Raw genomic sequence first — 21599 nt, 5'->3', positions numbered from 1 at the left:
GGAACCTCATACATATCCCCGTTCCCCGTGTGGATCGATTCCGCGATCAGCCTATGAGCGAGGCCGCAAATGCATGATCCATGGCGGGCAATTTCCGGGCAAACGCGTCCGGTTACGGGGCAGTTCGGCAGCCGGGCGGGCTGACGGGGCGCCACCGGCCGTGCACGGGACGGCCCTTCGGGCGTGGGACTTAACTCCGCGGCGGCGCCGCCGACCCCCGCTCCGAGAGGCGCGGGGCACACAGGATGCGCTTGCGGCGGACCCGGCGGCCCTCGATGGCGGCGACCGCGAGCCGGGCGGCTTCCTTGGCGATGTCGGTCAGGCCCCAGTCGACGGTGGTCAGGGGCGGGGTGAGGACGCGGGAGACGGGGTGGTCGTCGAAGCCGACGACGGAGAGGTCACGGCCGACGGTGAGGGAGGCCTCGGCGGCGGCCGCGTAGACGCCGTAGGCGATCGAGTCGGAGAAGCAGAAGACGGCGGTGGCCGGGGCGGGACCGGCCGGCCGGCGACCGTCCGGGCCATGGGTCAGCACGCGGCGGGCCATCGCGGTCGCCTCGCCCAACTCCTGCGGGCAGGGCAGGACTTCGGCCTCGATGCCGAGCCGGTCGGCGGCCTCGCGCACATAGACGTCGGCGGGACGGTCGGGGGTGGAGGGGCCGGTGGGGGTCAGCACGGTGACCCGGCGGTGCCCCAGGCCCCGGAGGTAGTCCAGGACGGCGTCGATGCCGGCCCGGTTGTCGAAGAGCACCTCGCCCGCCGTACGGGCCCGGCTCAGGGCGTCACCGATGGAGACCACCGGCACGGCGTCGGCGATCTTCGACCAGCCCTCGGCGGACGGATCGACGGGTGAGACCAGGAGGCCGTCCACCCGCTGGTCGCGCAGCTGCTTGGCGAGGGCCAGCTCCCGTTCGGGGTCGCCGCCCGCGTCGAGGATCAGCGCATAGCGGTCGCCGGCCAGCAGCTCACGCCCTATCGCCGCCATCAGCTGCTGCTGCCACAGGTCCTGCAGATCACCGGCGAGCACACCGACCGTGCTCGTACGGCCGCTGGCGAGGGCGCGGGCGATCGGGTCGGCCTCGTAGCCGAGCTCGGCGGCGGCCTTGCGCACCCGCTCCTCGGTTTCCTTGGAGACGTGCTTGCCGCGCAACGCGTAGGAGACGGCCGCGGTGGAGAGGCCGGTGGCCTCGGCCACCTCGCGGAGGGTGGTGCGCTTATTGGGCCTGGCCATGTCCGGAAGCCTACCCAAGGAGGGCGCGGCACCCGGCCACGATGCGGCGTTCGCCGGGCGGCGTTCCCGAGGGGACAACGGCCCGGCGGATCCGGCACGGCCTTGACAGCACCGGTTGTTAACCGCTTCACTTAAACGTATCAGTTAAGCGATTAAGTGAAGCGGTTCAAGGGCGGCGGGCCACGGCTCGCCCGCGGCCCGTACGACCGTCCCGCACCCCGAGGGAGGCCCGTGCCCACCGACGTCCACCAGCACATCTGGCCGCCCGAGTTCCTCGCGCTGCTGCGGTCCCGCAGCGCGCCGCCGCGGCTGGAGGGCTGGACGCTGCACCTGCCGGGCGAGCCCCCGTACGCCGTCGACCCCGCCGACCACGACATCGCCGCCCGCGCCCGGCTCGCCCGCGCCGACGGCCTCGACCTGGCCCTGGTGTCACTCTCCAGCCCGCTCGGCATCGAAGAGCTGCCGCCCGCGGAGGCCGCGCCGCTGCTCGCCGCGTTCCACGACGGCGCACTGGACCTGCCGGCCCCCTTCGGCGTCTGGGCCTCGGCCTGTCTGTCCGCGCCCGAGCCGGACGCCGACGCGCTGCGGCGCGAGCTGGCCCGCGGCTGCGTGGGGCTGCAACTGCCCGCCACGGCACTGCTCGACGCCGCCGGGTGGGCCCACTGCGCACCACTGCTGGACGCCGCCGCCGAGCAGGACGCCCCGCTGTTCATCCACCCCGGCCCGGCCCCGTCCGCCGGCCAGGACACGCCCGCCTGGTGGCCCGCCCTGGTCCCGTACCTCCAGCAGCTGCACGCCTCCTGGTTCGCCTTCCGCGCCTTCGGCCGGCCGCGCCACCCGGATCTGCGGGTCTGCTTCGCGGCCCTGGCAGGCCTGGCACCACTGCACGGCGAGCGGCTGGTCGCCCGCGGCGGCGGCCGGGACCGCGGCCGGGTGGACTGCAAGGCGTTCTACGAGACGTCCTCGTACGGGACCCGGGCGGTCGATGCACTCGTCCGGGCCGCCGGTATCGATGTCGTCGTCAGCGGCAGCGACCGCCCCTATGCCGACCCCGTCCTCCCCGACCTCGGCGCCGAAGCCGCCGTCCACGCCCTGCGTACCGCCAACCCGGCCCGCCTGCTGGGCCCGACGAAAGGAGCCCGCCCATGACGTACCGCACCTCCCTGGCCGACACCGCCCGCGAGGTCCCCGACGGCGAGGAGCCGTTCACCGCACTGCCCGAGCGCAACCTCGACAAGCGTGAGCTGCAGAACCTGGTCGGCGCGCTCGCCACCCGCCCGGACCTCTGGCACGAGCAGGTCGCGTTCTCGGACACCGAGCGGCACTACGCCTCCCTGTACCGCGATGAGTTCGTCGATGTCTGGCTGCTGTGCTGGACCCGGCAGAACGACACCGGCTGGCACGACCACGACCTCTCCTCCGGGGCGGTCCATGTCGTCCAGGGGGTACTGACCGAGTCCAACCCCCGGATCGGCGGCGAGCATCTGGCCACCGCGGTCGGCACGGGCTCCTCCTTCTGCTTCGGTCCGGACCACATCCACCGGCTCACCGGCGCGACCGACGATGCGGTGTCGGTGCACGCCTACTCGCCGCCGCTGTGGCGGCTGGGCCAGTACGACATCACCGACGACGGGCTGATGCGACGGGTCTCGGTCTCGTACGCCGACGAGCTGCGGCCGACGGACGGGACGACCGCGGCCTGAACGGCCGGGCGGCCCGCAGGCTCGGCCCGGATCCTCGGCGGCCGGGGTGCGCCGGCCCCGGCCGGGCCACGCCCGTTACCACGAATTAACCCCTGCCTATTGACCTTCCATTCATCGCCATCGATCCTGCATGAATCCATACAGGCGGCGACGCGAGGCGGACTCATGGCAGGTGTGGTCGAACAGCGCTCCATCGACGTCGTCCCCGACGACGAACGGCACGGCAGCGCGGTCAGCCAGTTCACGCTCTGGCTGAGCGCCAACCTCCAGATCACCGCCGTCATCACCGGCGCACTGGCCGTCGTCTTCGGGGCGAACGCCTTCTGGTCGCTGATCGGGCTGCTGCTCGGCAACCTCCTGGGCGGTGCGGTGATGGCGCTGCACTCCGCCCAGGGGCCGCGGCTCGGGCTGCCCCAGATGATCACCTCGCGGGCCCAGTTCGGGGTGCGGGGCGCGGTGGTCCCGCTGGCGCTGGTCATCGTGATGTACATCGGGTTCTTCGCCAGCGGCAGCGTGCTCGCCGGGCAGGCGGTCGGCGAGCTGACCCATCTCGGCGAGACACCCGGGATCGTCCTCTTCGCCGCGGTCACCGCCGTCGCCGCGGCCGTCGGCTACCGCCTGATCCACACCCTCGGCAAGATCGCCGGCCTGGTCTGCGCGCTGACCTTCGTCTACCTCGGCATCCGGCTGCTGCAGCGCGCCGACCTCGGCACCCTCCTCGCCGACCACCGCTTCGCGCTGCCGGTCTTCCTGCTCGCCGTCTCGCTCTCGGCCTCCTGGCAGCTGGCGTTCGGCCCGTACGTCGCCGACTACTCGCGCTATCTGCCGCGGCACACCTCGGCACGGGCCACGTTCTGGTGGACGCTGTCCGGCTCGGTGCTCGGATCGCAGTGGTCGATGACGTTCGGCGCGCTGGCGGCCGCCGCGGCGCCCGCGGCGTTCGTGGGGCACGAGGTCAGCTATGTCGTGGGCCTGGGCGGCGCCGGACTGATCGCCTCGCTCCTCTACTTCGTCATCGCCCTCGGCAAACTCACCATCAACATCCTCAATACCTATGGCGGGTTCATGTCGCTGGTCACCAGCGTCAGCGGCTTCCGGGGGCAGCGCACCCTCACCCCGCGGGGCCGCTCCGCGTACATCGCCGGGATCATGGTGGCCGGCACCGCCGTCGCCCTCCTGGGCAAGGACTCCTTCCTGACCTCCTTCAAGGACTTCCTGCTCTTCCTGCTGACCTTCTTCACGCCCTGGTCGGCGATCAACCTCGTCGACTACTACCTGATCTCCAAGGAGCGCTACGACATCCCGGCGCTCAGCGACCCGGCCGGCCGCTACGGCGCCTGGAACGTGCGGGCGCTGACGGTCTACGTCCTCGGGGTGGTCGCCCAGCTCCCGTTCCTGGCCACGCACTTCTACACCGGCCCGCTGGTGGAACCGCTCGGCGGCGCCGACATCTCCTGGCTCGTCGGGCTCGCCGTGCCGGCCGTCCTGTACTGGCTCACCGCCCGCCGCGACACCGCGCGCACGGTGGAACCGGCCGCGCGCCAGGGAGACCGGGCTCCCGCCGAATCGGGGGGCTAGCCCTACCGCGCCGCCCGCCCGGCGCCCGTAGTCTCGGCGTCATGGCGACACACGACCCCGACCTGCGCAAGGAACTCGACGCGACCCTCCAGACGCGCAAGGAGCTGGGGCCGGAGTACGAGTCGGAGCTCCTGGAGTCCTTCCTGGAGAAGCTGGACCGCAGCGTCGACCAGCGGGTGCGGCGGCAACTTGCCGAGCAGCAGGTCCAGGTGGCGCGCGGTGCCCGGCCGCCGCGCCCCGGGGGCGGCGGCAAGGACGTCTGGGAACGGTTCGGGCTCGCCGCGCTCTCACTGGTGCTGGCCGTGCCGCTGTCCGCGATCGCCGCGACCCAGGCCGGGCAACCGGGACTGCTGATGTGCTGGGCCGGGATCGTCGGCGTCAACGCCGTGTACCACAGGGGTCCGCACAAGCTGCTGCGCTCGCGTACGGACCGCGGCGACGGCGCCGAGGACTGAGGCCCTCGGACAGGCCCCGGTCGGAAGCCGGATGTTGCGGGGACCGCCACGACAGGCCCCGGGCGGAAGCCGGATGTTGCGGGGACCGCCACACCCCGGCGAGCCGGGGGCGGGACGACGGCGGTCCCCGCAAGGGACGCGTACCGGGTCAGAGCCGGGTGTCGCATCCGGTGGCGATGGTGGAGGTCCGGGAGCCGCTCCGGAGTTCCTTATCGCCGTGACATCAATGTGCCCGACGAGTGTTAAGCCCGTGCTGCGAGCACATGACGCATACGTACACCTTGCGCCGACGGCCCGTTTCCTGACGGCCACTTGACGCCGTGACGGGTGCGGGAAGAGGCGGCGGCCGGGGCGCGGGGCGACCGCCCTGCGCGACGGCCGCCGGGCCTCGCCGCTACTTGCCGGCCTCGCGCGCCAGATAGGCCAGCAGGTCCTGCCGGCTCACCACGCCCTTCGGCTTGCCCTCGACGAGGACGATCGCCGCGTCCGCGTTCTCCAGGACCGCCATCAGATCGGCGACCGGCTCGCCCGAGCCGACCTGCGGCAGCGGCGGGCACATGTGCTTCTCCAGCGGGTCGGTCAGCGAGGCGCGCTGGGTGAACAGTGCATCGAGCAGTTCGCGCTCGACGACCGAGCCGACGACCTCGGCGGCCATCACATCCGGGTGCCCGGCGCCCGGCTTGACGATCGGCATCTGCGAGACGCCGTACTCGCGCAGGACGTCGATCGCCTCTCCGACGGTCTCCTCCGGATGCATGTGCACCAGCGAGGGCAGCGCGCCCTCCTTGTGCTGCAGCACCTCGCCGACCCGGGCCGCGGGGCCGCCCTCCTCCAGGAAGCCGTAGTCGGCCATCCACTCATCGTTGAAGATCTTGGAGAGATAGCCACGGCCGCTGTCCGGCAGCAGCACGACGACCACGTCGTCCGGGCCGAGCTTCGAGGCCACCTCCAGCGCACCCACCACGGCCATCCCGCAGGAGCCGCCGACCAGCAGGCCCTCCTCCTTGGCGAGCCGCCGGGTCATCTGGAAGGCGTCCTTGTCCGAGACCGCCACGATCTCGTCCGCGACGGTGCGGTCGTAGGCCGTCGGCCAGAAGTCCTCGCCGACGCCCTCGATCAGATAGGGGCGCCCGGAGCCGCCGCTGTAGACCGAGCCCTCCGGGTCGGCGCCGATCACCTTGACCCGGCCGTCACTGGCGTCCTTCAGATAGCGGCCGGTGCCGCTGATCGTGCCGCCGGTGCCGACACCCGTCACGAAGTGGGTGATCCGCCCCTCGGTCTGCGCCCACAGCTCGGGACCGGTGGTCTCGTAGTGGGAGCGCGGATTGTTCGGGTTGCTGTACTGGTCCGGCTTCCAGGCGCCGGGCGTCTCGCGCACCAGCCGGTCCGAGACGTTGTAGTACGAGTCCGGGTGCTCGGGGTCCACGGCGGTCGGGCAGACCACCACCTCCGCGCCGTAGGCCCGCAACACATTGATCTTGTCCGTGGACACCTTGTCCGGGCAGACGAAGATGCACTTGTATCCCTTTTGCTGGGCGACGATCGCCAGGCCCACACCGGTGTTGCCGGATGTCGGCTCGACGATGGTCCCGCCCGGCTGCAGCTCACCCGACTGCTCGGCGGCCTCAATCATCCGCACGGCGATCCGGTCCTTGACCGATCCGCCGGGGTTGAAGTACTCGACCTTCGCCAGGACGGTGGCCTGGATCCCTCGAGTGACGTTGTTGAGCCGCACGAGCGGGGTGTTGCCGACTAGCTCAATCATCGAATCGTAAAACTGCACGGTGGTCTCCGCGGTCGGGGGCACGCTCTCCTGCGCCCGTGCGGCCAGCCTATTGCCCGGGTCCGTTAGAGGAAGGATGCGTTGCGTTCCGTGCAGGAACGGGCAACACCCTGTTGTAGGAGTTCTTGCCGATTCATGAGCGCGTCCGGCCCCGCGGGCCAGGGCGCGCCCGCACTGCGCGGGGAGGTGCCCGGCCCATGCCGATGACGATGTCCAGGGCCAGAGTGGCGCGGCGGATCGCGACTGCCGCCGCCTTCGGCGGCGGCGGGATCGGGCTGCTCGGCGTGGCCACCGTCGGCGTGCTGCTGACCGAGGTCCGCCTGGCGCGCCGTACGGTCGGCGGCTCCAGCGACATTCCGCCGTGCGCCGACGGCCGCTACGGCGCCGCCTTCGACCACCGCACCGACCGTCCGCCCCTGCGACTCGGCTTTCTCGGCGACTCCACCGCCGCCGGCCAGGGCGTCCACCGCGCCCGCCAGACTCCCGGCGCCCTGCTCGCCTCCGGCCTGGCCGCGCTCTCCGAGCTGCCCGTCGACTTCCGCAATGTGGCGCTGCCCGGCGCACAGTCGGACGACCTGGAGCGCCAGGTGGAGCTGCTGCTGGCGGACGGCACCGAGATCCCGGACGTCTGCGTCATCATGATCGGCGCGAACGACGTCACCCACCGGATGCCGCTCGCACAGTCCGTACGCCATCTCTCCGAGGCGGTGCGCGCACTGTGCGCGGCAGGCTGCGAGGTGGTCGTCGGCACCTGCCCCGACCTGGGCACCATCGAGCCGGTCTACCAGCCGCTGCGCTGGGTGGCCCGGCGGCTCTCCCGGCAGCTCGCCGCCGCCCAGACCATCGGGGTGGTCGAGAGCGGCGGCCGTACGGTCTCGCTCGGCGATCTGCTCGGCCCCGAATTCGAGGCGCATCCACGGGAGCTGTTCGGGCCGGACAACTACCACCCGTCGGCCGAGGGCTATGCCACCGCCGCGATGGCCATCCTGCCGACGCTGTGCGCCTCGCTCGGCCTGTGGCCGGAGAAGGAACAGCCGGAGCCCTCGCGCGGCGAGGGTCTGCTGCCGGTCGAGCAGGCGGCCGCCGAGGCAGCCGCCGAGAGCGGCACGGAGGTCACCGCCTCCCGCGCGCCCTGGGCACTGCTCAAGCACCGCAGGCGCCGCCAGCTGCCGACGCCGGAGCCGACGGACCCGTCCTCGGTCACACCGTGACGGGACGGCCGCCCGGCATGCCCCGGGCGGCGCGCGACGGCCGGGGAGAGGCCGTGGGGGAATACCCTGCGGCCTCTTTCCGTTCCCATAAGCGCCCGCTTAGAAAAGAGGCCCGCATCACAGCACGGACCCCGTGACCTCAGCACTACGTGCAGGTAACTTCCCTCACAGTCCGCCCTTTTCCCGCGCACTTGGAGCCGTGTGATGCCCGAAGCCGTGATCGTCTCAGCCGCCCGCTCCCCCATCGGCCGCGCCTTCAAGGGCTCGCTCAAGGATCTGCGGCCGGACGACCTGACCGCGAAGATCATCGAGACCGCGCTCGCCAAGGTCCCCGAGCTGGACCCCAAGGACATCGACGACCTGATGCTCGGCTGCGGCCTCCCCGGTGGCGAGCAGGGCCACAACCTCGGCCGCATCGTGGCCGTCCAGATGGGGATGGACCACCTCCCGGGCTGCACCGTCACCCGTTACTGTTCCTCCTCCCTCCAGACGACCCGCATGGCGCTGCACGCCATCAAGGCCGGCGAGGGCGATGTCTTCATCTCGGCCGGCGTCGAAACCGTCTCGCGCAGCATCAAGGGCAGCTCCGACGGCCTGCCGGACACCCACAACCCGCTCTTCGCCGACGCCGAGGCCCGCACCGTGGCGCGCGCCGAGCAGGAAGGCGCCGACTGGCACGACCCGCGCGAGGACGGTCTGATCCCGGATGCGTACATCTCCATGGGCCAGACCGCGGAGAACCTCGCCCGCCTCAAGGGCGTCACCCGCCAGGACATGGACGAGTTCGGCGTCCGGTCCCAGAACCTCGCCGAGAAGGCGATCAACGACGGTTTCTGGGAGCGGGAGATCACCCCGGTCACGCTGCCCGACGGCACGGTCGTCTCCAAGGACGACGGCCCGCGCGCCGGCGTCACCGTCGAGGGCGTCTCCGGCCTCAAGCCGGTCTTCCGCCCCGACGGCCTGGTGACCGCCGGCAACTGCTGCCCGCTGAACGACGGCGCCGCGGCGCTGGTCATCATGTCCGACACCAAGGCGCGCGAGCTGGGCCTGACGCCGCTGGCCCGGATCGTCTCCACCGGCGTCTCCGGCCTGTCCCCCGAGATCATGGGCTACGGCCCGGTCGAGGCCAGCAAGCAGGCCCTGCAGCGGGCCGGCCTCTCGGTCTCCGACATCGACCTGGTCGAGATCAACGAGGCGTTCGCCGCCCAGGTGATCCCGTCCTACCGCGACTTGGGCATCGACCTGGACCGCCTGAACGTCAACGGCGGCGCGATCGCCGTCGGCCACCCCTTCGGCATGACCGGCGCCCGGATCACCACCACCCTCATCAACTCCCTCCAGTGGCACGACAAGCAGTTCGGCCTGGAGACGATGTGCGTGGGCGGCGGCCAGGGCATGGCAATGGTCATCGAGCGGCTGAGCTGAGCTGCAGCGGAGGGTAGGGGTCGGGGTGCGAGGAACGAGTGCCCGGCACCTGCCCGCAGCGGAAGCGAAGCTCAGCGCGACCACAAACACGCGCGGCTGAGCTGAGCCGTAGCGGAGGGTAGGGGTCGGGTGCGAGGAACGAGTGCCCGGCACCTGCCCGCAGCGGAAGCGAAGCTCAGCGCGACCACAAGCACGAGCGGCTGAGCTGAGCTGCAGCGGACACAAGCACGAGCGGCTGAGCTCAGCCGCAGCGGAGGCGAGAGGCCGGGGCGCGGGAGCGAGCGCCCCGGCCTCTCCCCGCAGCGGAGGCATGTTCAGCGCGAGCACCACCCGAAGCCCGGCGCGATCACGGACACGGACGACCGGCTCGCACCGCTCGAAGGGGAGCGCGACAAAACGGACCAACTCCCGCCCGGCGCACACCCTTCGCCATCGTTCGGATACGGGCGGCGACACGGCGTGACCTGTGCCACTCGTTAACGAGATCGCGACCCAATCTCCCCCAGGATTGTGACCAACGCCCTGGGGGAGAGGCGTTCTTGCAGGTCAGCGAGGGGTCACCCGGACGTACGGAGGCCTGAGCCCCCTCCTTTCCGGGACATAGCGCACCGGGAGCGGTCGCCGACCACCGGCAGGCTGATGTAGGAAGTCGGAGAACATTCTGCTAACGGGAGTACGCCGGTGAGCAAGGCGCTACCAGGAGTGACCCCGTGAGCGAGCGCATCAAAGGGGTCACCGCGGCCGAAGGCCGGGGGAAGTCCGAACACCGATGCGTGGCCCGTCCGAAGAGGGCCGCCGAGCGAAGTGGGGAGGACGCATGAGCGAGCGCCGCATGGGGATCATCCCGGCCGAAGGCCGGGAGCGCATCACCACAAAGTGCGCGTCTCGCGCATGCGAGACCGAACAAAGAGAGGTTTCGGCATGAGCGTCACCACCCTCGTCCTGCTGCTGGCCGCGGCGGCCGCCGTGGCGCTGGGCGCCGCCGCCCTGCACACGGCCCGCGCCCTGCGCCGCCAGATCGCCGAGCTGCACGCCGAGCTCAGCGCGGCCCGTCAGGACGCCGTCGCGGGCACCGAGGCGGTGCACCCGGCCGTGGCGAGCATCCCGGCCGCCCGCACCACCCCGTCCGCCGAGACCCCGCTCGCCGACATACGCGCCGCCGTCGCCGATGCCCTGGCCGAGGAGCGCGAGCGCGAACTGGCCGAGGCCCGCGCCTTCTGGGCCGCACAGGAGGCCAGGGACGCCGCCGACGCCCCGTCGCTGCTGGGCGGCCTCGTCGGCCTCGGCGACGAGGGCCTCCTCGACGCCCGCGCCGACCAGCGCGAACTGCCCGAGCGCCAGGAGACCGACCGGCTCGACACCCAGCCGTTCCTGCCCCGCCAGGCGGACCTGGCCGGCCTCGAACCGCTGCTGGGCCGGGACGCCCTGGAGGCGATGGACGCGATGGAGTCCATGGACGCCCTGGACGCGCCGGAGTTGGAGCCCGTCGAGGAGACCGAGTCCGCCGAGCTGGCCGCCGCGCGCCGGCGCCACCCCTCGCACCCCGACTTCGCCCCGTCCCCGGCGATCAGTGATCACGAGCGCACCGTCGCGCGCCTGGAGGAGCTGGCGCAGCAGGCGACCCCGCTCGCGGACGTACGCCCCGGCCCGCTGGGCACCCTGGACGTCTATGTCTTCACCGACGGCACCACGCTCTGTCTGACCCCCGGGCAGCGCGAGACCGCGGAGCGCGTGGCCGGCGCACTGCACGCGGGGCTCACTCCCGTGCTGCTGGGCGGCTCCGGTATTTCCGGTGCGTATGCACTGACCTTCTCCTGGGGCGAGAGCCGCGAGGACAGCGTCTACATCCTCGCCGACCGCGTCATCGCCTCGCTCTGACCTGGCGCGGCGGCGCGCGTCAGCAGCGTTCCGCCGCCGCTCGGACGTATCGCACGGCCTCCGCCAGCTCTTCGGCGGGGGCCACTTTCGCGTCAGAATCCCCCGTTCCGTCGGCCATCCGTACCGCCGCGGCCCGCAGCGCCTCGACAAGGTCGTGTCCGGCCACCGCCAGCTGGTCCCCGGCCGCGAACATCCCGGCGTCCGGCAGCTCGTACGGGGTCTCCCCCGGCCGCTCGATCAGCTGCGCCCGGGTCGCCAACTGCCGCGCCAGCGCGAGCCCTTCGGCCGCGGCACCGCGATGCATCCTGCTTTGCGGCAGCGATCTGAGGCGGTCGGCGAGGGCGTCGACGGCGGTCTGCAGGGGGGTCACGTCAAGCACGCCGCGAGCCTATGCGCCACCCCGGGGTGGTTGCCAACGCCCCAACGCTCAGGCACGGTGGGCTGAAGAACCAGCATCGACCGCGTCCGGAGGCGCCGATGTCTCAGCTCTTCTCCGAAGAGACCCACCGGAACATGCTCTCCCGTATCCCGCATTGCACCGGCCGGGAAATCTCCGACTGGCTCCGCACCGTTGAGGAAGGCCCCGCTCTCTTCCGCTTCGACGAAAAGGTCAGCTGGCTTCGTGGCGAGCACAACCTCGCCTACGGCCACGCCAAAGCAATCGTCCATGAACACGACCTCAGGCGCGCCGCGCGCAAGTTCTGATCCGCGGTGACGGGGCTCGGTCCCGGTCCGGCTCGGAACACTCCTCACTCACCACGCCGAAGGGCCCGCGGGCACATTGCCCGCGGGCCCTTCGTACGGCGCGTACGGCGCATCCCGCGCCGCGGCGTCGTGCGGGGTCAGTCGCCCCGGAGGATCGAGATCAGCCGCAGCATCTCCATGTAGATCCACACCAGCGTCAGCGTCAGACCGAACGCCGCCAGCCAGGACTCCTCGCGCGGAGCGCCGTAGGCGATGCCGTCCTCGACCTGCTTGAAGTCCAGGGCCAGGAACAGTGCGCCGAGGACCACGCCCACGATGCCGAAGACGATGCCCAGGCCGCCGCTGCGGAAGCCGAGGCCGTCACCGCCGCCGAACACCATGAACAGCAGGTTGACCATCGACAGCAGGACGAAGCCCAGCGCGGCGATCATCACGAAGCGGGTGAAGCGGGCGGTGACCCGCACGATCCGCGTCTTGTAGGCGACCAGCATGGCGACGAACACCGCCATCGTGCCCAGCACCGCCTGCATGGGGGCGCCGTTCATGTTCGGCAGGCCGTTGATGAAGCCGCTCAGCGCGCCGAGGAACACGCCCTCCAGCGCGGCGTACGCCAGGATCAGCGCGGGCGACGGCTTGCGCTTGAAGGACTGCACGAACGCCAGCACCATCGCGACCAGACCGGCGCCGATCGCGAAGCCGAGGCTCTGGGTCAGGAAGAGCCAGCCGACGGTGGCGCCCGCGATGACCGTGCCGAGCGTCATGCCCGTGCGCGCGACGACATCGTCCATCGTCATCGGGCGGGTCTGCGGCGCGTACTGCGGCGGTGCCTGGGTGGCCTGCTGCTGGTCCTGGGCGGACGGGTTGCCGCCCTGCGCGTAGGGGTTCGCTCCGGCGTACGGGTTCGCGGCGCCCCCGGCCTGCGGCGGCGCGTTGAAGCCCGCGTAGCCGGTGTCGCGGCTGAACCCCCGACGCGAGAAGACCGGGTTGCTGCTCCTCATCTCACTCCTCCATGGCCGCCCTGCGCGGCCTTGACGGCAAGCGTAATGGCTTGGCAAAGGGGCGTCGCTACTTCTTGAGCAGGATCTTTCCCTGAACCCGCCCGGACGCCTCCTCCATGAGGAGGACGTATGAGAGGGCGCAGAGGTGCCCGGAGCGGGGCCCGGACGCCCGGCACACGACCGGCCGGCGGTCCTGCCGTTACACCGTAACGTCGTCCCGTCACCGGCATTCCGGGTATTCGATCTCTTGCTGTGCTCTTGCCGTTGCCTCGCCGAGCTCTTGCCGTCCTCTTGTCGTCGTCTGTTGTCGTCGTGTGATGCCGCCGTGCCCGAACTGCCATTTCCCTCGGCTTCCCCGGGGACTCCTTCCCGCTGCCGCTTCGCGCGGAATCCGATAAATGTCTGATCGCAACGGACGTCACATGACGGGGCAGGCAACCGATTCGCGGGGGGTCCCGTCTTCCCTGCCGGCCGGAGCCTGCCCCGGCGGGTGGATCTGCGGGGCTGACACATGGTCAAGATCCGAACGCCGGAGTGCCCCTTCTCGATGCTCCCGTGGCTCACCATCCGTAGCGCCATGGACGCGATCGGTTGTTATCCGGGAGGACAGATAGGGCTATTCTGGCGGGAAACAGTAGCGAAAGAGGGTTGAGGTGCCTGTGCCTGACGTCTCAGTAGTCGTCATCGTCTACAACGACGCCGACCGGTTGCCGACCGCGGTCCAGTCCGTGCTGGATCAAACGCTCCGGGACGTCGAGGTGGTGATCGTCGACGACTGCAGCACCGACCGTTCTTTCGAAGTGGCGCAGCAACTCGCGGCCGATCATCCCGGGCGGGTCAGAGCCTGTCGGCTGCCGGAGAACAGTGGTGCGGGAGGCGAGCCGCGGAACGTCGGCATCCAGCACACCGAGGGCCGGTACGTCATGTTCCTGGACAGCGATGACGTCCTGGAACTCAATGCGTGCAGAAATATGCTGGAGGCGGCGGAGGAAACCGGGTCGGACATTGTTTCCGGACTGACCGTCCGGCTGCACATGGACACCCGGAACCAGAAGCGCGACGAGTGGTATGCCTGGTTGTATTCCACCACCCGCACGCTGGAATCCGTCACGGAATTGCCGGACCTGTTCGTCTGGGACACCCTGTGCACCAATAAATGCTATCGCCGGGCATTCCTCGTCGAGAACAATCTCCTGTTCCCCAAGGGAATGTTCTACGAGGACCTGGTATTTATCGCCGAAGCCTATCTTGCGGCACAGCGCATCACCCTGATTCCCAATCAGGTCTACTTCTGGCACGTCCATGAGCAGGCCGCCGTGAAGTCGGTGACGAACCGGCGGCACGAAATGAGTAACTACTCCCACCGGCTGGAAATTCACAGACGCATCGATGCCATGCTGGCGAAGCGCGGGCTGGCCGAGATGAAGCTCGCCAAGGACGTCAAATTCCTCAAGCACGACCTGGTGCTGCATCTGCGGGATCTGCCGTTCCGCGACGATTCCTACCGCCAGGAGTTCGCCGAGCTCTCCCGGGAATACCTCGAAAGCATCGCCCCCGAGGCGTACGAGCGTGTGCAGCCGATACAGGCCATCTGTGCGTATCTGCTCCAGCAGGGTGACTGGGACAACCTGATCCCGGCGGTCGACACGCTCATCAACCGCGACAAGGTCTCCTCGCCGCTCGCCGAACACGACGGCCGGATCTTCTGGTGCGACGGCTACACCGACGATGCGTTCGGGCGCGCCGTACTGGACGTGACCGACATCGGCTACCACGAGAAGCCGGTCAACCAGCTGTTCCTGCGCAATCAGCTCACCGGCTTCGGCGAGTCCGGCAGGTCCGTCTCACTGACCGGCCGGATCAACAATCCGCTCGGCATCATCCCGCCCGGGGCGCAGCTCAGGGGCGAGCTGGAGTTCAGCGCCCGGCGGCGCAGCCTGCAGTCCTTCCACTTCCCGGTGCGGGAGCTGCGCCACGAAGGTGACGCCATCCACTGGGAGACCACCGCCGACCTCACCGCGAAGCTGCGCCCGCTGGGCATCGTCGACACCATCTGGGACGTACGGCTGCGCCTGGACGTGGACGGGGTGCGCACCACGAGCCGGCTCACCGTCGCCGACACCGAGCTGTCCGGTGGGCTGCCGGTGCGGCCACGGCTGTCGCGGATGGTCGCCGATCGCCTCGAACCGCATGTCTCGGCCAAGGGGCATCTGGCGTTCCGCCTGGTCAGCGAGAGCCGTAACGCCGAGCGCGTACAGGAACTGATCGCCCGCGGGGTGCACGGCAGGCCCGGGACGCTGGCCAAGACCGGCTACCGCAAGGCGAAGGAGCTGCGCAAGAAGGTCACTTCCGGCGACAACAAACTCCGCGCCTATCACGAGGTGTTCAGCCGGCTGCCGATCAAGAAGCGCACGGTGGTCTTCGAAAGCCACCTCGGCAAGCAGTACAGCGACAGCCCGCGCGCGATCTACGAGGAGATGCGCCGCCAGGGCCTGGAGTTCGAGGCGATCTGGTCGTACACCGGGTCCCCGAAGGAGTTCCCGAAGGGCGTCACGCTCGTACGGCGCTGGTCGCTGCCCTATCTCAAGGCGCTGGCGCAGGCCGAGTTCTGGGTGGACAACCAGAGCTACCCGCTCAAGCTCACCAAGCGCCCGGAGACCACCTACCTCCAGACCTGGCACGGCTCGGCGCTGAAGAACATGGGCTTCGACCAGCCGTCGCTGAAGGCGCAGACCCGGCAGCAGCAGGCGGAGCAGCAGCGTTCGCTGGACCGCTTCGACCGGTTCCTGATCCGCTCCGAGCACGATGTGCACACCCTGGCCAAGGCCTTCCGGCTCAAGGAGAAGACCCTGCTGCGGGTGGGCTACCCCCGCAATGACGCACTGGTCCGCGCCCGGCAGCGGGAAGCGGCGCTGGGAGCGCGTGAACGCGGGGCGCTGGCCGCGGAGTTGGGCATTCCCGACGACAAGACCGTGCTGCTTTACGCGCCGACGTTCCGTAAGGCGGGCGGGCGGCACGGGCGCTTCGAATTGCCCTTCGACGTGGAGCGTTTCGCCGACCAGTTCGGCGACCGCTATGTCCTCCTGGTGCGCTCGCACTACCTCAATCATGTGGTGCTGCCACCGACCGTGGAGGGCCGGGTCATCGACGTATCGGCGCGCCACGATGTAACACCCCTGCTGGAGCTGGCCGACGGGCTGATCACGGACTATTCCTCGGTGATGTTCGACTATGCGCTGCTCGACCGGCCGCTGGTGTTCTTCACCTACGACTACGACGAGTATGTGCACGAGGGCCGTGGCACCTACTTCGATCTGCTGGAGCATGCACCGGGCCCGGTGATCCACACCGAGGACGATTTCCACGAGGCGATCAAGTCGTTCGAGTCGCAGTCTTTGGAATACGCGAAGAGCCGCAAGGAATTCGTCGCCAAGTTCGGGGAATACGACCGGGGCAACGCCGCCCAGAGCATCGTCGATCAGTTTTTCGCGCAGTGGAGCCGTTGATGACCAAGTCGTACGCAGCCGAGCCGCGGGACATCTTCTTCGTCTCCAACAGCGTCAACGAGATGGGCGGCATCACCAGTTGGTCGCACCAGATGGCGCGCCTGTTCAGCGAGCAGGGCCACCGGGTGCACATCGTCGGCGTGGTGCCGCCTCCCGAGGGGCGGGGCCACGAGCTGGCGGCCGACCTGCCGTACCGGACCACCACGCTCTACACCGAGCATCCGCCGGCCGTCCGCCCCGTGCGGGGCCTCAAGGACAAGCTCAACCTCGCCGAGCAGCGCCGCCGGACCGCCCGCGAGGCCGGTATGCAGGAGCAGGCGGCCAAGATGAGCGCGCTCTTCCGGGCGGCGAAGCCGGACGGCGTGGTGATCGTCACGCAGGTGTGGGCGATGGAGTGGGTCGCCCTGGCCGACACCGCGGGTCTGACGGTGATCGGGATGAGCCATGAATCGTTCGACACCTGCCGTAAGTCGTCCCGTTTCGGCCGGGTCAAGCGGTTCTACCAGGGCGTCGACCGGATGCTGACGCTCACACGGGAGGATGCCGACCGCTGGATCCGGCAGCGGATGGACAACGTCGGCTTCATGCCGAACCCGCTGCCGTTCTTCCCCGAGGTCCCCTCGGACCGCTCCCGCAAGTGTGTGGTCAGCATCGGCCGGCTCCACGAGGAGAAGGGCGTGGACCTGCTGCTGGAGGCCTGGGCGAAGGTCGCACCGCAGCACCCCGACTGGATGCTGCGGATCTACGGCTCCGGCGAGGAGGAGGAGGCGCTGCGCAAGCAGGCCGCGGAGCTCGGGATCGCCGCCACGGTCGCCTGGATGGGCCGGACGGCCGATGTGCCGGGCGCGCTGCGCGAGAGCGCGGTCTTCGCGCTCAGCTCGCGCGGCGAGGGCTTCCCCCTGGCGCCCATGGAGGCGATGGCGACGGCCGTGCCGTGTGTGGCCTTCGATGTGGCGCCGGGTGTCCACGAGATCATCTCGGACGGCGTGGACGGGCTCCTCGCGCCCCCGGGCAATATCGCCGAATTCGCCCGGCACCTCGACACCCTGATGTCCGACAAGGACCTCCGGGACTCGATGGGCACCACGGCCCGGGAGAACATCCAGCGCTTCTCCACGGACGAGATCCTCGGCCGCTGGGAGAGCCTGTTCGCCCTCGTGGAGCGGTGACGCTCATGGAGCGCTGAGCCGACAACTCCGCGTACGGAGGGGCCGCCACCTGCTGTCGTGGCCGGCCCCTCCGGCACGTCGGTCTCCCGGTGGGTGAGCCGCTCGATGCGCGCCTGCGGGGCCGGGGAATCCGGCCGTCCGGTGGCACCCCTCGATGAGGCGACGGCCCGCGGTGGGGTGATGCATGGCCCGGCCGGCCGCCACCACTTCGACGGCCCACGTCCCCTGCCCCCGCAGGACCGGCCGAGTGGCCGTGGTCACTTGGTGAAGACCAGGCTCACGTTGTGTCCGCCGAAGCCGAAGGAGTTGGCCAGCGAGGCGTTCCACCGGCCGGTGCGGTTCTCGCCCTGCACCACGTCCAGGTCGATCCTCGGGTCCAGTGCGTCAAGGTTGCGGACGGCGGGCGCCACGCCGTCCTTGAGTGCGAGCAGCGCCGCCAGCGCGCCCACCGCGCCGGAGGCCCCCAGCATGTGGCCGGTCATGGACTTCGTGGCCGTGACCGCGGCATGGGTGCCCACGGCGCGGCCGATCGCCTCGGCCTCCGCCAGGTCGCCGGACTCGGTGGAGGTGGCGTGGGCGTGCACATGGCCGATGTCCTGCGGGGTCAGTTCCGCATCCCGCAGGGCCAGTTCGATGGCGTGGACCTGGCCTGCCGCGTCGGAGGCCGTGATGTGGTTCGCGCTGGAGCTCACGGCGCTGCCGGCCAGCGTGCCGTACGTCTTGGCACCGCGGGCCCGGGCGAACTCGGCGCGCTCCAGCACCATGATTCCCGCGCCCTCGCCCATGACGAAGCCGCTGCGGGCCACATCGAACGGGCGGGACACCGACTCCGGGTTCTCGGACTGCGTCGAGAGCGCCTTCATCTGGGCGAAGGCGGCGAGGGTGAACGGGTGCAGACAGGCCTCGACGCCGCCGGCGACCACCACGTCGACCCGCCCGGCGCGGAGCAGATCGAGGCTCATCGCGAGCGCCTCGGCACCGGACGCGCAGGCGCTGACCGGCGTCCTCGCCCCGCCCTTGGCGCCCAGGTCCATGCTCACCCAGGCGGCCGGTCCGTTGGGCATCAGCATGGGGACCGCGAACGGCGAGAGCCGGCGCGCCCCGGACTTCTCGAAGAGGTCGTCCTGTCCGAGGGTGGTGAGCACACCGCCGGTGCCGGTGCCGATGACCACGGCCAGCCGTTCGGGCTCGACACCGGGAGCGCCGGCATCCTGCCAGGCCTCCCGGGAGGTGAGCATCGCGAGCTGCTCACCGCGGTCCAGCTTCCGGGCCTCCACACGGGGCAGCGCGGCGGCCGGGTCCTCGGTGAGTCCGGCCGCAATGCTCACCGGGAGGTCAGTGGCCCACTCCTCCTCCAGCGCGCGCACACCGGACTTTCCCGCCAGCAGCCCCGACCAGGACGAGGACGCATCGGCGCCGACCGGAGTCATCGCTCCGATACCCGTCACCAGCACCTGACCGTTCTCGGCCATCTTCGTCTCCTCTGATCTCATAGACACTGCACAAAACCCATGACGCTCTTGTAGAGATCATCTCAGCAATCCACTTGCCGAACAGGCGCGAAGGGGACCGATGCGCCGTCTGCGAGTTGTGAGACCTCCACAACCGACCGCACCTTCTCCGCGCCCGGGGGAACCACGATCCGCCCGTCCATTCCGGCCCGGTCCTGTCCGGGCCTGTCCGGGCACAGGCCGGGCCGGAATGGACGGGCCGGGCCGGGCCGGACGGGTCTGCTCCGGTCGCGGTATGCGTACGCGATCCCTCGGCCGGCCCCAGGGCCGCCCTCCCGCGCAGCCGCCACAACATCGCCCCCCAAGGCGATTCCGTGCTTTTCTTTCGCGCCGCGGAACTCCCAAAAGTCCGATGCCCGGCGGGTTCACGAGGATTCCACGCCCCTCGACGGACGGGACTTACGCCGGAAAACCGGAAACGCGGACAGCGCTCCGGCCCAGGATCCGCCCCTCCTCAACCGGGATCCCGGTACGGACGGCGCACAGGGCCGAGCGCGCGCTCCCACTCACTCCCCCGGCGCGAAGAAGACGAACGCGGTCCCGGGCAACAGAAGAAGCGCCACACATTCTCCCTCCGGACGGACAGATGACCTCGGTGAGGAAGTACGCGGTGCCGCCTATGCCGCACTCACCGAAGGCAGAAAAATCCAAAATTCAAGTTCCCTGGGGTATGCGTCACGGGTACGCCCTCCAATGCCGGTGCGGCGCGTTCCACGGCATCGTGAAGGTGGGGAACCGAACGGAGGCCGCCGCCCGCCTCTTGGGCGGCCACTCAGCCGCGTTCCCGGCCTCTTTCCGAAGGCCGGTGCGGCCCGGCCGAGTTGACGCGGCCTCAGCGGCTCCGGGCGGCTTCGGCCCCACGGCCCCCGCGAGCGGCCGAGGCGCTTCCCGGGTGCCGTCATCGCAGCACTTCGCTTGGTAACCCATGATATTTCCGGCACGGCTTTTCCGTGCGAGGACTCTTGCCCCGCACACCGTCAAAGGCTCATGCGTTCCCGCGTGTTCCGGCGAGCAGCATGAGCCTCGGCTCTATATGGTTGTTTGTTCAAGGTCTCAAGGCTGCGGCTGAGCAGTGCCCGGAGCCGGACTTGAACCGGCACGGCCCGTAGGCCAGCGAGGTTTAAGCTCGCCGTGTCTGCATTCCACCATCCGGGCCTGGGATCCCCCATGCCACCTCAAAGAGGCAGCACGAGCGTAGCCCGCAGCGCACGACACAGATCGGCCGCTCTTCCCGAGGTTGTCTTATTTTATTGGCAACTGAGGACGCATCAGCGACGGGTACAGGCCTTGGGCACATGCCTGAAGGCCACCTTCGCCATGACGCGCCCCAGCGCAATTCCGTGCCCGAATTGACGGAAACTCGATGCCTCCTCCGGACCCCCGTCGCTGACACGGGGTCACCCGTCCGACTGCTGCGGACGCGGCAGTGCCCTCAGGGTTCGAGTCCTCCCCAGGGATGACCACGTGATCTACGGCTACCTCCCAGGTGTGGCTCAGGACGGGCACAGGGGTTGACGTCCGCACCCCTCGGGCTGTCCCACGATGGAGAGGTCCGCTTCCGTCCGCGGCAGGAGCCCTCGTGGCCGCCGCGGAATCCGATGGTCCTTCGTCCCGACAGGAGCCCCTTCCCGTGACCACCACCCACTCCGGTGTCGCCACCGCCACCCGCACCACCCCGGCGGCCGCCCGCGCCACGGACCTCAGCAAGGTCTACGGACAGGGCGAAACCCAGGTGGTCGCCCTGGACGCGGTCTCCGTCGAATTCCGGCAGGCCCAGTTCACCGCGATCATGGGCCCCTCCGGGTCCGGCAAGTCGACGCTGATGCACTGCATGGCAGGGCTGGACGCGATCTCCGGCGGCTCGGCCAGGATCGGCGACATCGAACTGACCGGGCTGAAGGACAAGAAGCTCACCCAGCTCCGGCGCGACAAGATCGGCTTCATCTTCCAGGCGTTCAACCTGCTGCCGACGCTGAACGCCCTGGAGAACATCACCCTGCCCATGGACATAGCGGGCCGTAAGCCGGACCGTGCCTGGCTGGACCGCGTCGTGGAGACCGTCGGCCTGGCCGGCCGTCTCAAGCACCGCCCCAGCCAGCTCTCCGGCGGCCAGCAGCAGCGGGTCGCGGTGGCCCGCGCGCTGGCCTCCCGGCCCGAGATCATCTTCGCCGACGAGCCCACCGGAAACCTCGACTCGCGCTCCGGCGCCGAGGTCCTCGGCTTTCTCCGCAACTCCGTGCGCGAACTGGGCCAGACCGTGGTGATGGTGACCCATGACCCGGTCGCCGCGTCCTACGCGGACCGCGTGGTCTTCCTCGCCGACGGCCGGATCGTCGACGACATGGCCGGCCCGACCTCCGACCTGGTGCTGGAACGGATGAAGGGCTTCGACGCCAAGGGCCGTACGAGCTGACCAGCAGTCGCCACCCTCACTTCGGACCTCTCCTCC

The 21599-nt window shown here is 70.1% G+C and carries 16 protein-coding genes and 1 tRNA gene; 11 read left to right on the top strand and 6 right to left on the bottom strand.

The features are described 5' to 3' along the window. Window positions 1-190 precede the first annotated feature (190 nt). A complete protein-coding gene (locus tag ACWGI6_RS25355; RefSeq protein WP_393908258.1) occupies window positions 191-1228 on the bottom strand; it encodes a LacI family DNA-binding transcriptional regulator in 1038 nt (345 codons plus the stop codon). Window positions 1229-1459: 231 nt separating this feature from the next. Here ACWGI6_RS25355 and ACWGI6_RS25350 point away from each other — a divergent pair, with 231 nt between their 5' ends. The 4 genes from ACWGI6_RS25350 (at window position 1460) to ACWGI6_RS25335 (ending at window position 4964) form a co-directional block, all read left to right on the top strand. After that, on the top strand, window positions 1460-2377 hold the full coding sequence (locus tag ACWGI6_RS25350) for an amidohydrolase (protein WP_453269635.1): 918 nt from the start codon (window positions 1460-1462) through the stop codon (window positions 2375-2377). After that, entirely contained in the window at window positions 2374-2931 is a 558-nt protein-coding gene (locus ACWGI6_RS25345; protein WP_453269634.1) for a cysteine dioxygenase, read from the top strand. The genes ACWGI6_RS25350 and ACWGI6_RS25345 overlap by 4 nt, the downstream gene beginning before the upstream one ends. A gap of 165 nt (window positions 2932-3096) precedes the next feature. Continuing rightward, a complete protein-coding gene (locus tag ACWGI6_RS25340; RefSeq protein ID WP_453269633.1) occupies window positions 3097-4509 on the top strand; it encodes a purine-cytosine permease family protein in 1413 nt (470 codons plus the stop codon). A gap of 41 nt (window positions 4510-4550) precedes the next feature. Then, window positions 4551-4964, top strand: coding sequence for a hypothetical protein (locus ACWGI6_RS25335; protein WP_453269632.1), 414 nt, complete (start codon window positions 4551-4553; stop codon window positions 4962-4964). Window positions 4965-5358: 394 nt separating this feature from the next. Here ACWGI6_RS25335 and ACWGI6_RS25330 read toward each other — a convergent pair whose 3' ends face one another. Continuing rightward, the gene (locus ACWGI6_RS25330; protein WP_393908263.1) at window positions 5359-6747 is read right to left on the bottom strand and encodes a cystathionine beta-synthase; all 1389 of its coding nucleotides are present in this window, start codon (window positions 6745-6747) and stop codon (window positions 5359-5361) included. A 197-nt stretch (window positions 6748-6944) separates the two neighbouring features. On the opposite strand from ACWGI6_RS25330, the gene ACWGI6_RS25325 reads away from it, so the two are divergent. From ACWGI6_RS25325 to ACWGI6_RS25315, 3 genes are all read left to right on the top strand, one after another. Further along, a complete protein-coding gene (locus tag ACWGI6_RS25325; RefSeq protein ID WP_453269631.1) occupies window positions 6945-7958 on the top strand; it encodes an SGNH/GDSL hydrolase family protein in 1014 nt (337 codons plus the stop codon). A 204-nt stretch (window positions 7959-8162) separates the two neighbouring features. Continuing rightward, window positions 8163-9383: an acetyl-CoA C-acetyltransferase gene (locus ACWGI6_RS25320; RefSeq protein ID WP_393908265.1), complete on the top strand. Its 1221-nt coding sequence runs from the start codon at window positions 8163-8165 to the stop codon at window positions 9381-9383. 921 nt (window positions 9384-10304) lie between these two features. Then, the gene (locus tag ACWGI6_RS25315; RefSeq protein ID WP_453269630.1) at window positions 10305-11261 is read left to right on the top strand and encodes a hypothetical protein; all 957 of its coding nucleotides are present in this window, start codon (window positions 10305-10307) and stop codon (window positions 11259-11261) included. A 19-nt stretch (window positions 11262-11280) separates the two neighbouring features. On the opposite strand, the gene ACWGI6_RS25310 is transcribed toward ACWGI6_RS25315, so the two are convergent. Further along, complete coding sequence (locus ACWGI6_RS25310) at window positions 11281-11640, bottom strand: hypothetical protein (RefSeq protein WP_393908267.1); 360 nt, start codon at window positions 11638-11640, stop codon at window positions 11281-11283. Between the two features lie 98 nt (window positions 11641-11738). Between ACWGI6_RS25310 and ACWGI6_RS25305 the strand changes: the two genes are divergently transcribed. Then, window positions 11739-11966: a DUF4287 domain-containing protein gene (locus tag ACWGI6_RS25305; RefSeq protein WP_030088455.1), complete on the top strand. Its 228-nt coding sequence runs from the start codon at window positions 11739-11741 to the stop codon at window positions 11964-11966. Between the two features lie 137 nt (window positions 11967-12103). Here the strand turns inward: ACWGI6_RS25305 and ACWGI6_RS25300 are convergent, their stop codons facing one another. Further along, window positions 12104-12964: a Bax inhibitor-1/YccA family protein gene (locus ACWGI6_RS25300; RefSeq protein ID WP_453269629.1), complete on the bottom strand. Its 861-nt coding sequence runs from the start codon at window positions 12962-12964 to the stop codon at window positions 12104-12106. Window positions 12965-13623: 659 nt separating this feature from the next. Here ACWGI6_RS25300 and ACWGI6_RS25295 point away from each other — a divergent pair. Continuing rightward, window positions 13624-16470, top strand: coding sequence for a bifunctional glycosyltransferase/CDP-glycerol:glycerophosphate glycerophosphotransferase (locus ACWGI6_RS25295; RefSeq protein WP_453269670.1), 2847 nt, complete (start codon window positions 13624-13626; stop codon window positions 16468-16470). Then, window positions 16470-17639 (top strand): glycosyltransferase, encoded by a 1170-nt coding sequence (locus ACWGI6_RS25290; RefSeq protein ID WP_453269628.1) that lies wholly within the window; start codon window positions 16470-16472, stop codon window positions 17637-17639. The genes ACWGI6_RS25295 and ACWGI6_RS25290 overlap by 1 nt, the downstream gene beginning before the upstream one ends. Before the next feature lie 257 nt (window positions 17640-17896). On the opposite strand, the gene ACWGI6_RS25285 is transcribed toward ACWGI6_RS25290, so the two are convergent. Next, on the bottom strand, window positions 17897-19111 hold the full coding sequence (locus tag ACWGI6_RS25285) for a beta-ketoacyl-[acyl-carrier-protein] synthase family protein (protein ID WP_453269627.1): 1215 nt from the start codon (window positions 19109-19111) through the stop codon (window positions 17897-17899). 1112 nt (window positions 19112-20223) lie between these two features. After that, a tRNA-Leu gene (locus ACWGI6_RS25280) sits at window positions 20224-20305 on the bottom strand. Window positions 20306-20780: 475 nt separating this feature from the next. Between ACWGI6_RS25280 and ACWGI6_RS25275 the strand changes: the two genes are divergently transcribed. Further along, window positions 20781-21563, top strand: coding sequence for an ABC transporter ATP-binding protein (locus tag ACWGI6_RS25275; protein WP_453269626.1), 783 nt, complete (start codon window positions 20781-20783; stop codon window positions 21561-21563). Window positions 21564-21599: the final 36 nt, after the last annotated feature.

The sequence above is a fragment of the Streptomyces sp. NPDC054786 genome, from assembly GCF_053611685.1.
Note: the sequence above shows the minus strand (reverse complement) of the source record. Positions and strands in the feature narration are given on the sequence as shown.

Coding starts and splice junctions, on each gene's coding strand:
- ACWGI6_RS25345 (WP_453269634.1), top strand. CDS start 2,374: ATGACGTACCGCACCTCCCTGGCCGACACCGCCCGCGAGGTCCCCGAC.
- ACWGI6_RS25285 (WP_453269627.1), bottom strand. CDS start 19,111: ATGGCCGAGAACGGTCAGGTGCTGGTGACGGGTATCGGAGCGATGACT.
- ACWGI6_RS25320 (WP_393908265.1), top strand. CDS start 8,163: ATGCCCGAAGCCGTGATCGTCTCAGCCGCCCGCTCCCCCATCGGCCGC.
- ACWGI6_RS25300 (WP_453269629.1), bottom strand. CDS start 12,964: ATGAGGAGCAGCAACCCGGTCTTCTCGCGTCGGGGGTTCAGCCGCGAC.
- ACWGI6_RS25340 (WP_453269633.1), top strand. CDS start 3,097: ATGGCAGGTGTGGTCGAACAGCGCTCCATCGACGTCGTCCCCGACGAC.
- ACWGI6_RS25315 (WP_453269630.1), top strand. CDS start 10,305: ATGAGCGTCACCACCCTCGTCCTGCTGCTGGCCGCGGCGGCCGCCGTG.
- ACWGI6_RS25305 (WP_030088455.1), top strand. CDS start 11,739: ATGTCTCAGCTCTTCTCCGAAGAGACCCACCGGAACATGCTCTCCCGT.
- ACWGI6_RS25290 (WP_453269628.1), top strand. CDS start 16,470: ATGACCAAGTCGTACGCAGCCGAGCCGCGGGACATCTTCTTCGTCTCC.
- ACWGI6_RS25325 (WP_453269631.1), top strand. CDS start 6,945: ATGCCGATGACGATGTCCAGGGCCAGAGTGGCGCGGCGGATCGCGACT.
- ACWGI6_RS25335 (WP_453269632.1), top strand. CDS start 4,551: ATGGCGACACACGACCCCGACCTGCGCAAGGAACTCGACGCGACCCTC.
- ACWGI6_RS25355 (WP_393908258.1), bottom strand. CDS start 1,228: ATGGCCAGGCCCAATAAGCGCACCACCCTCCGCGAGGTGGCCGAGGCC.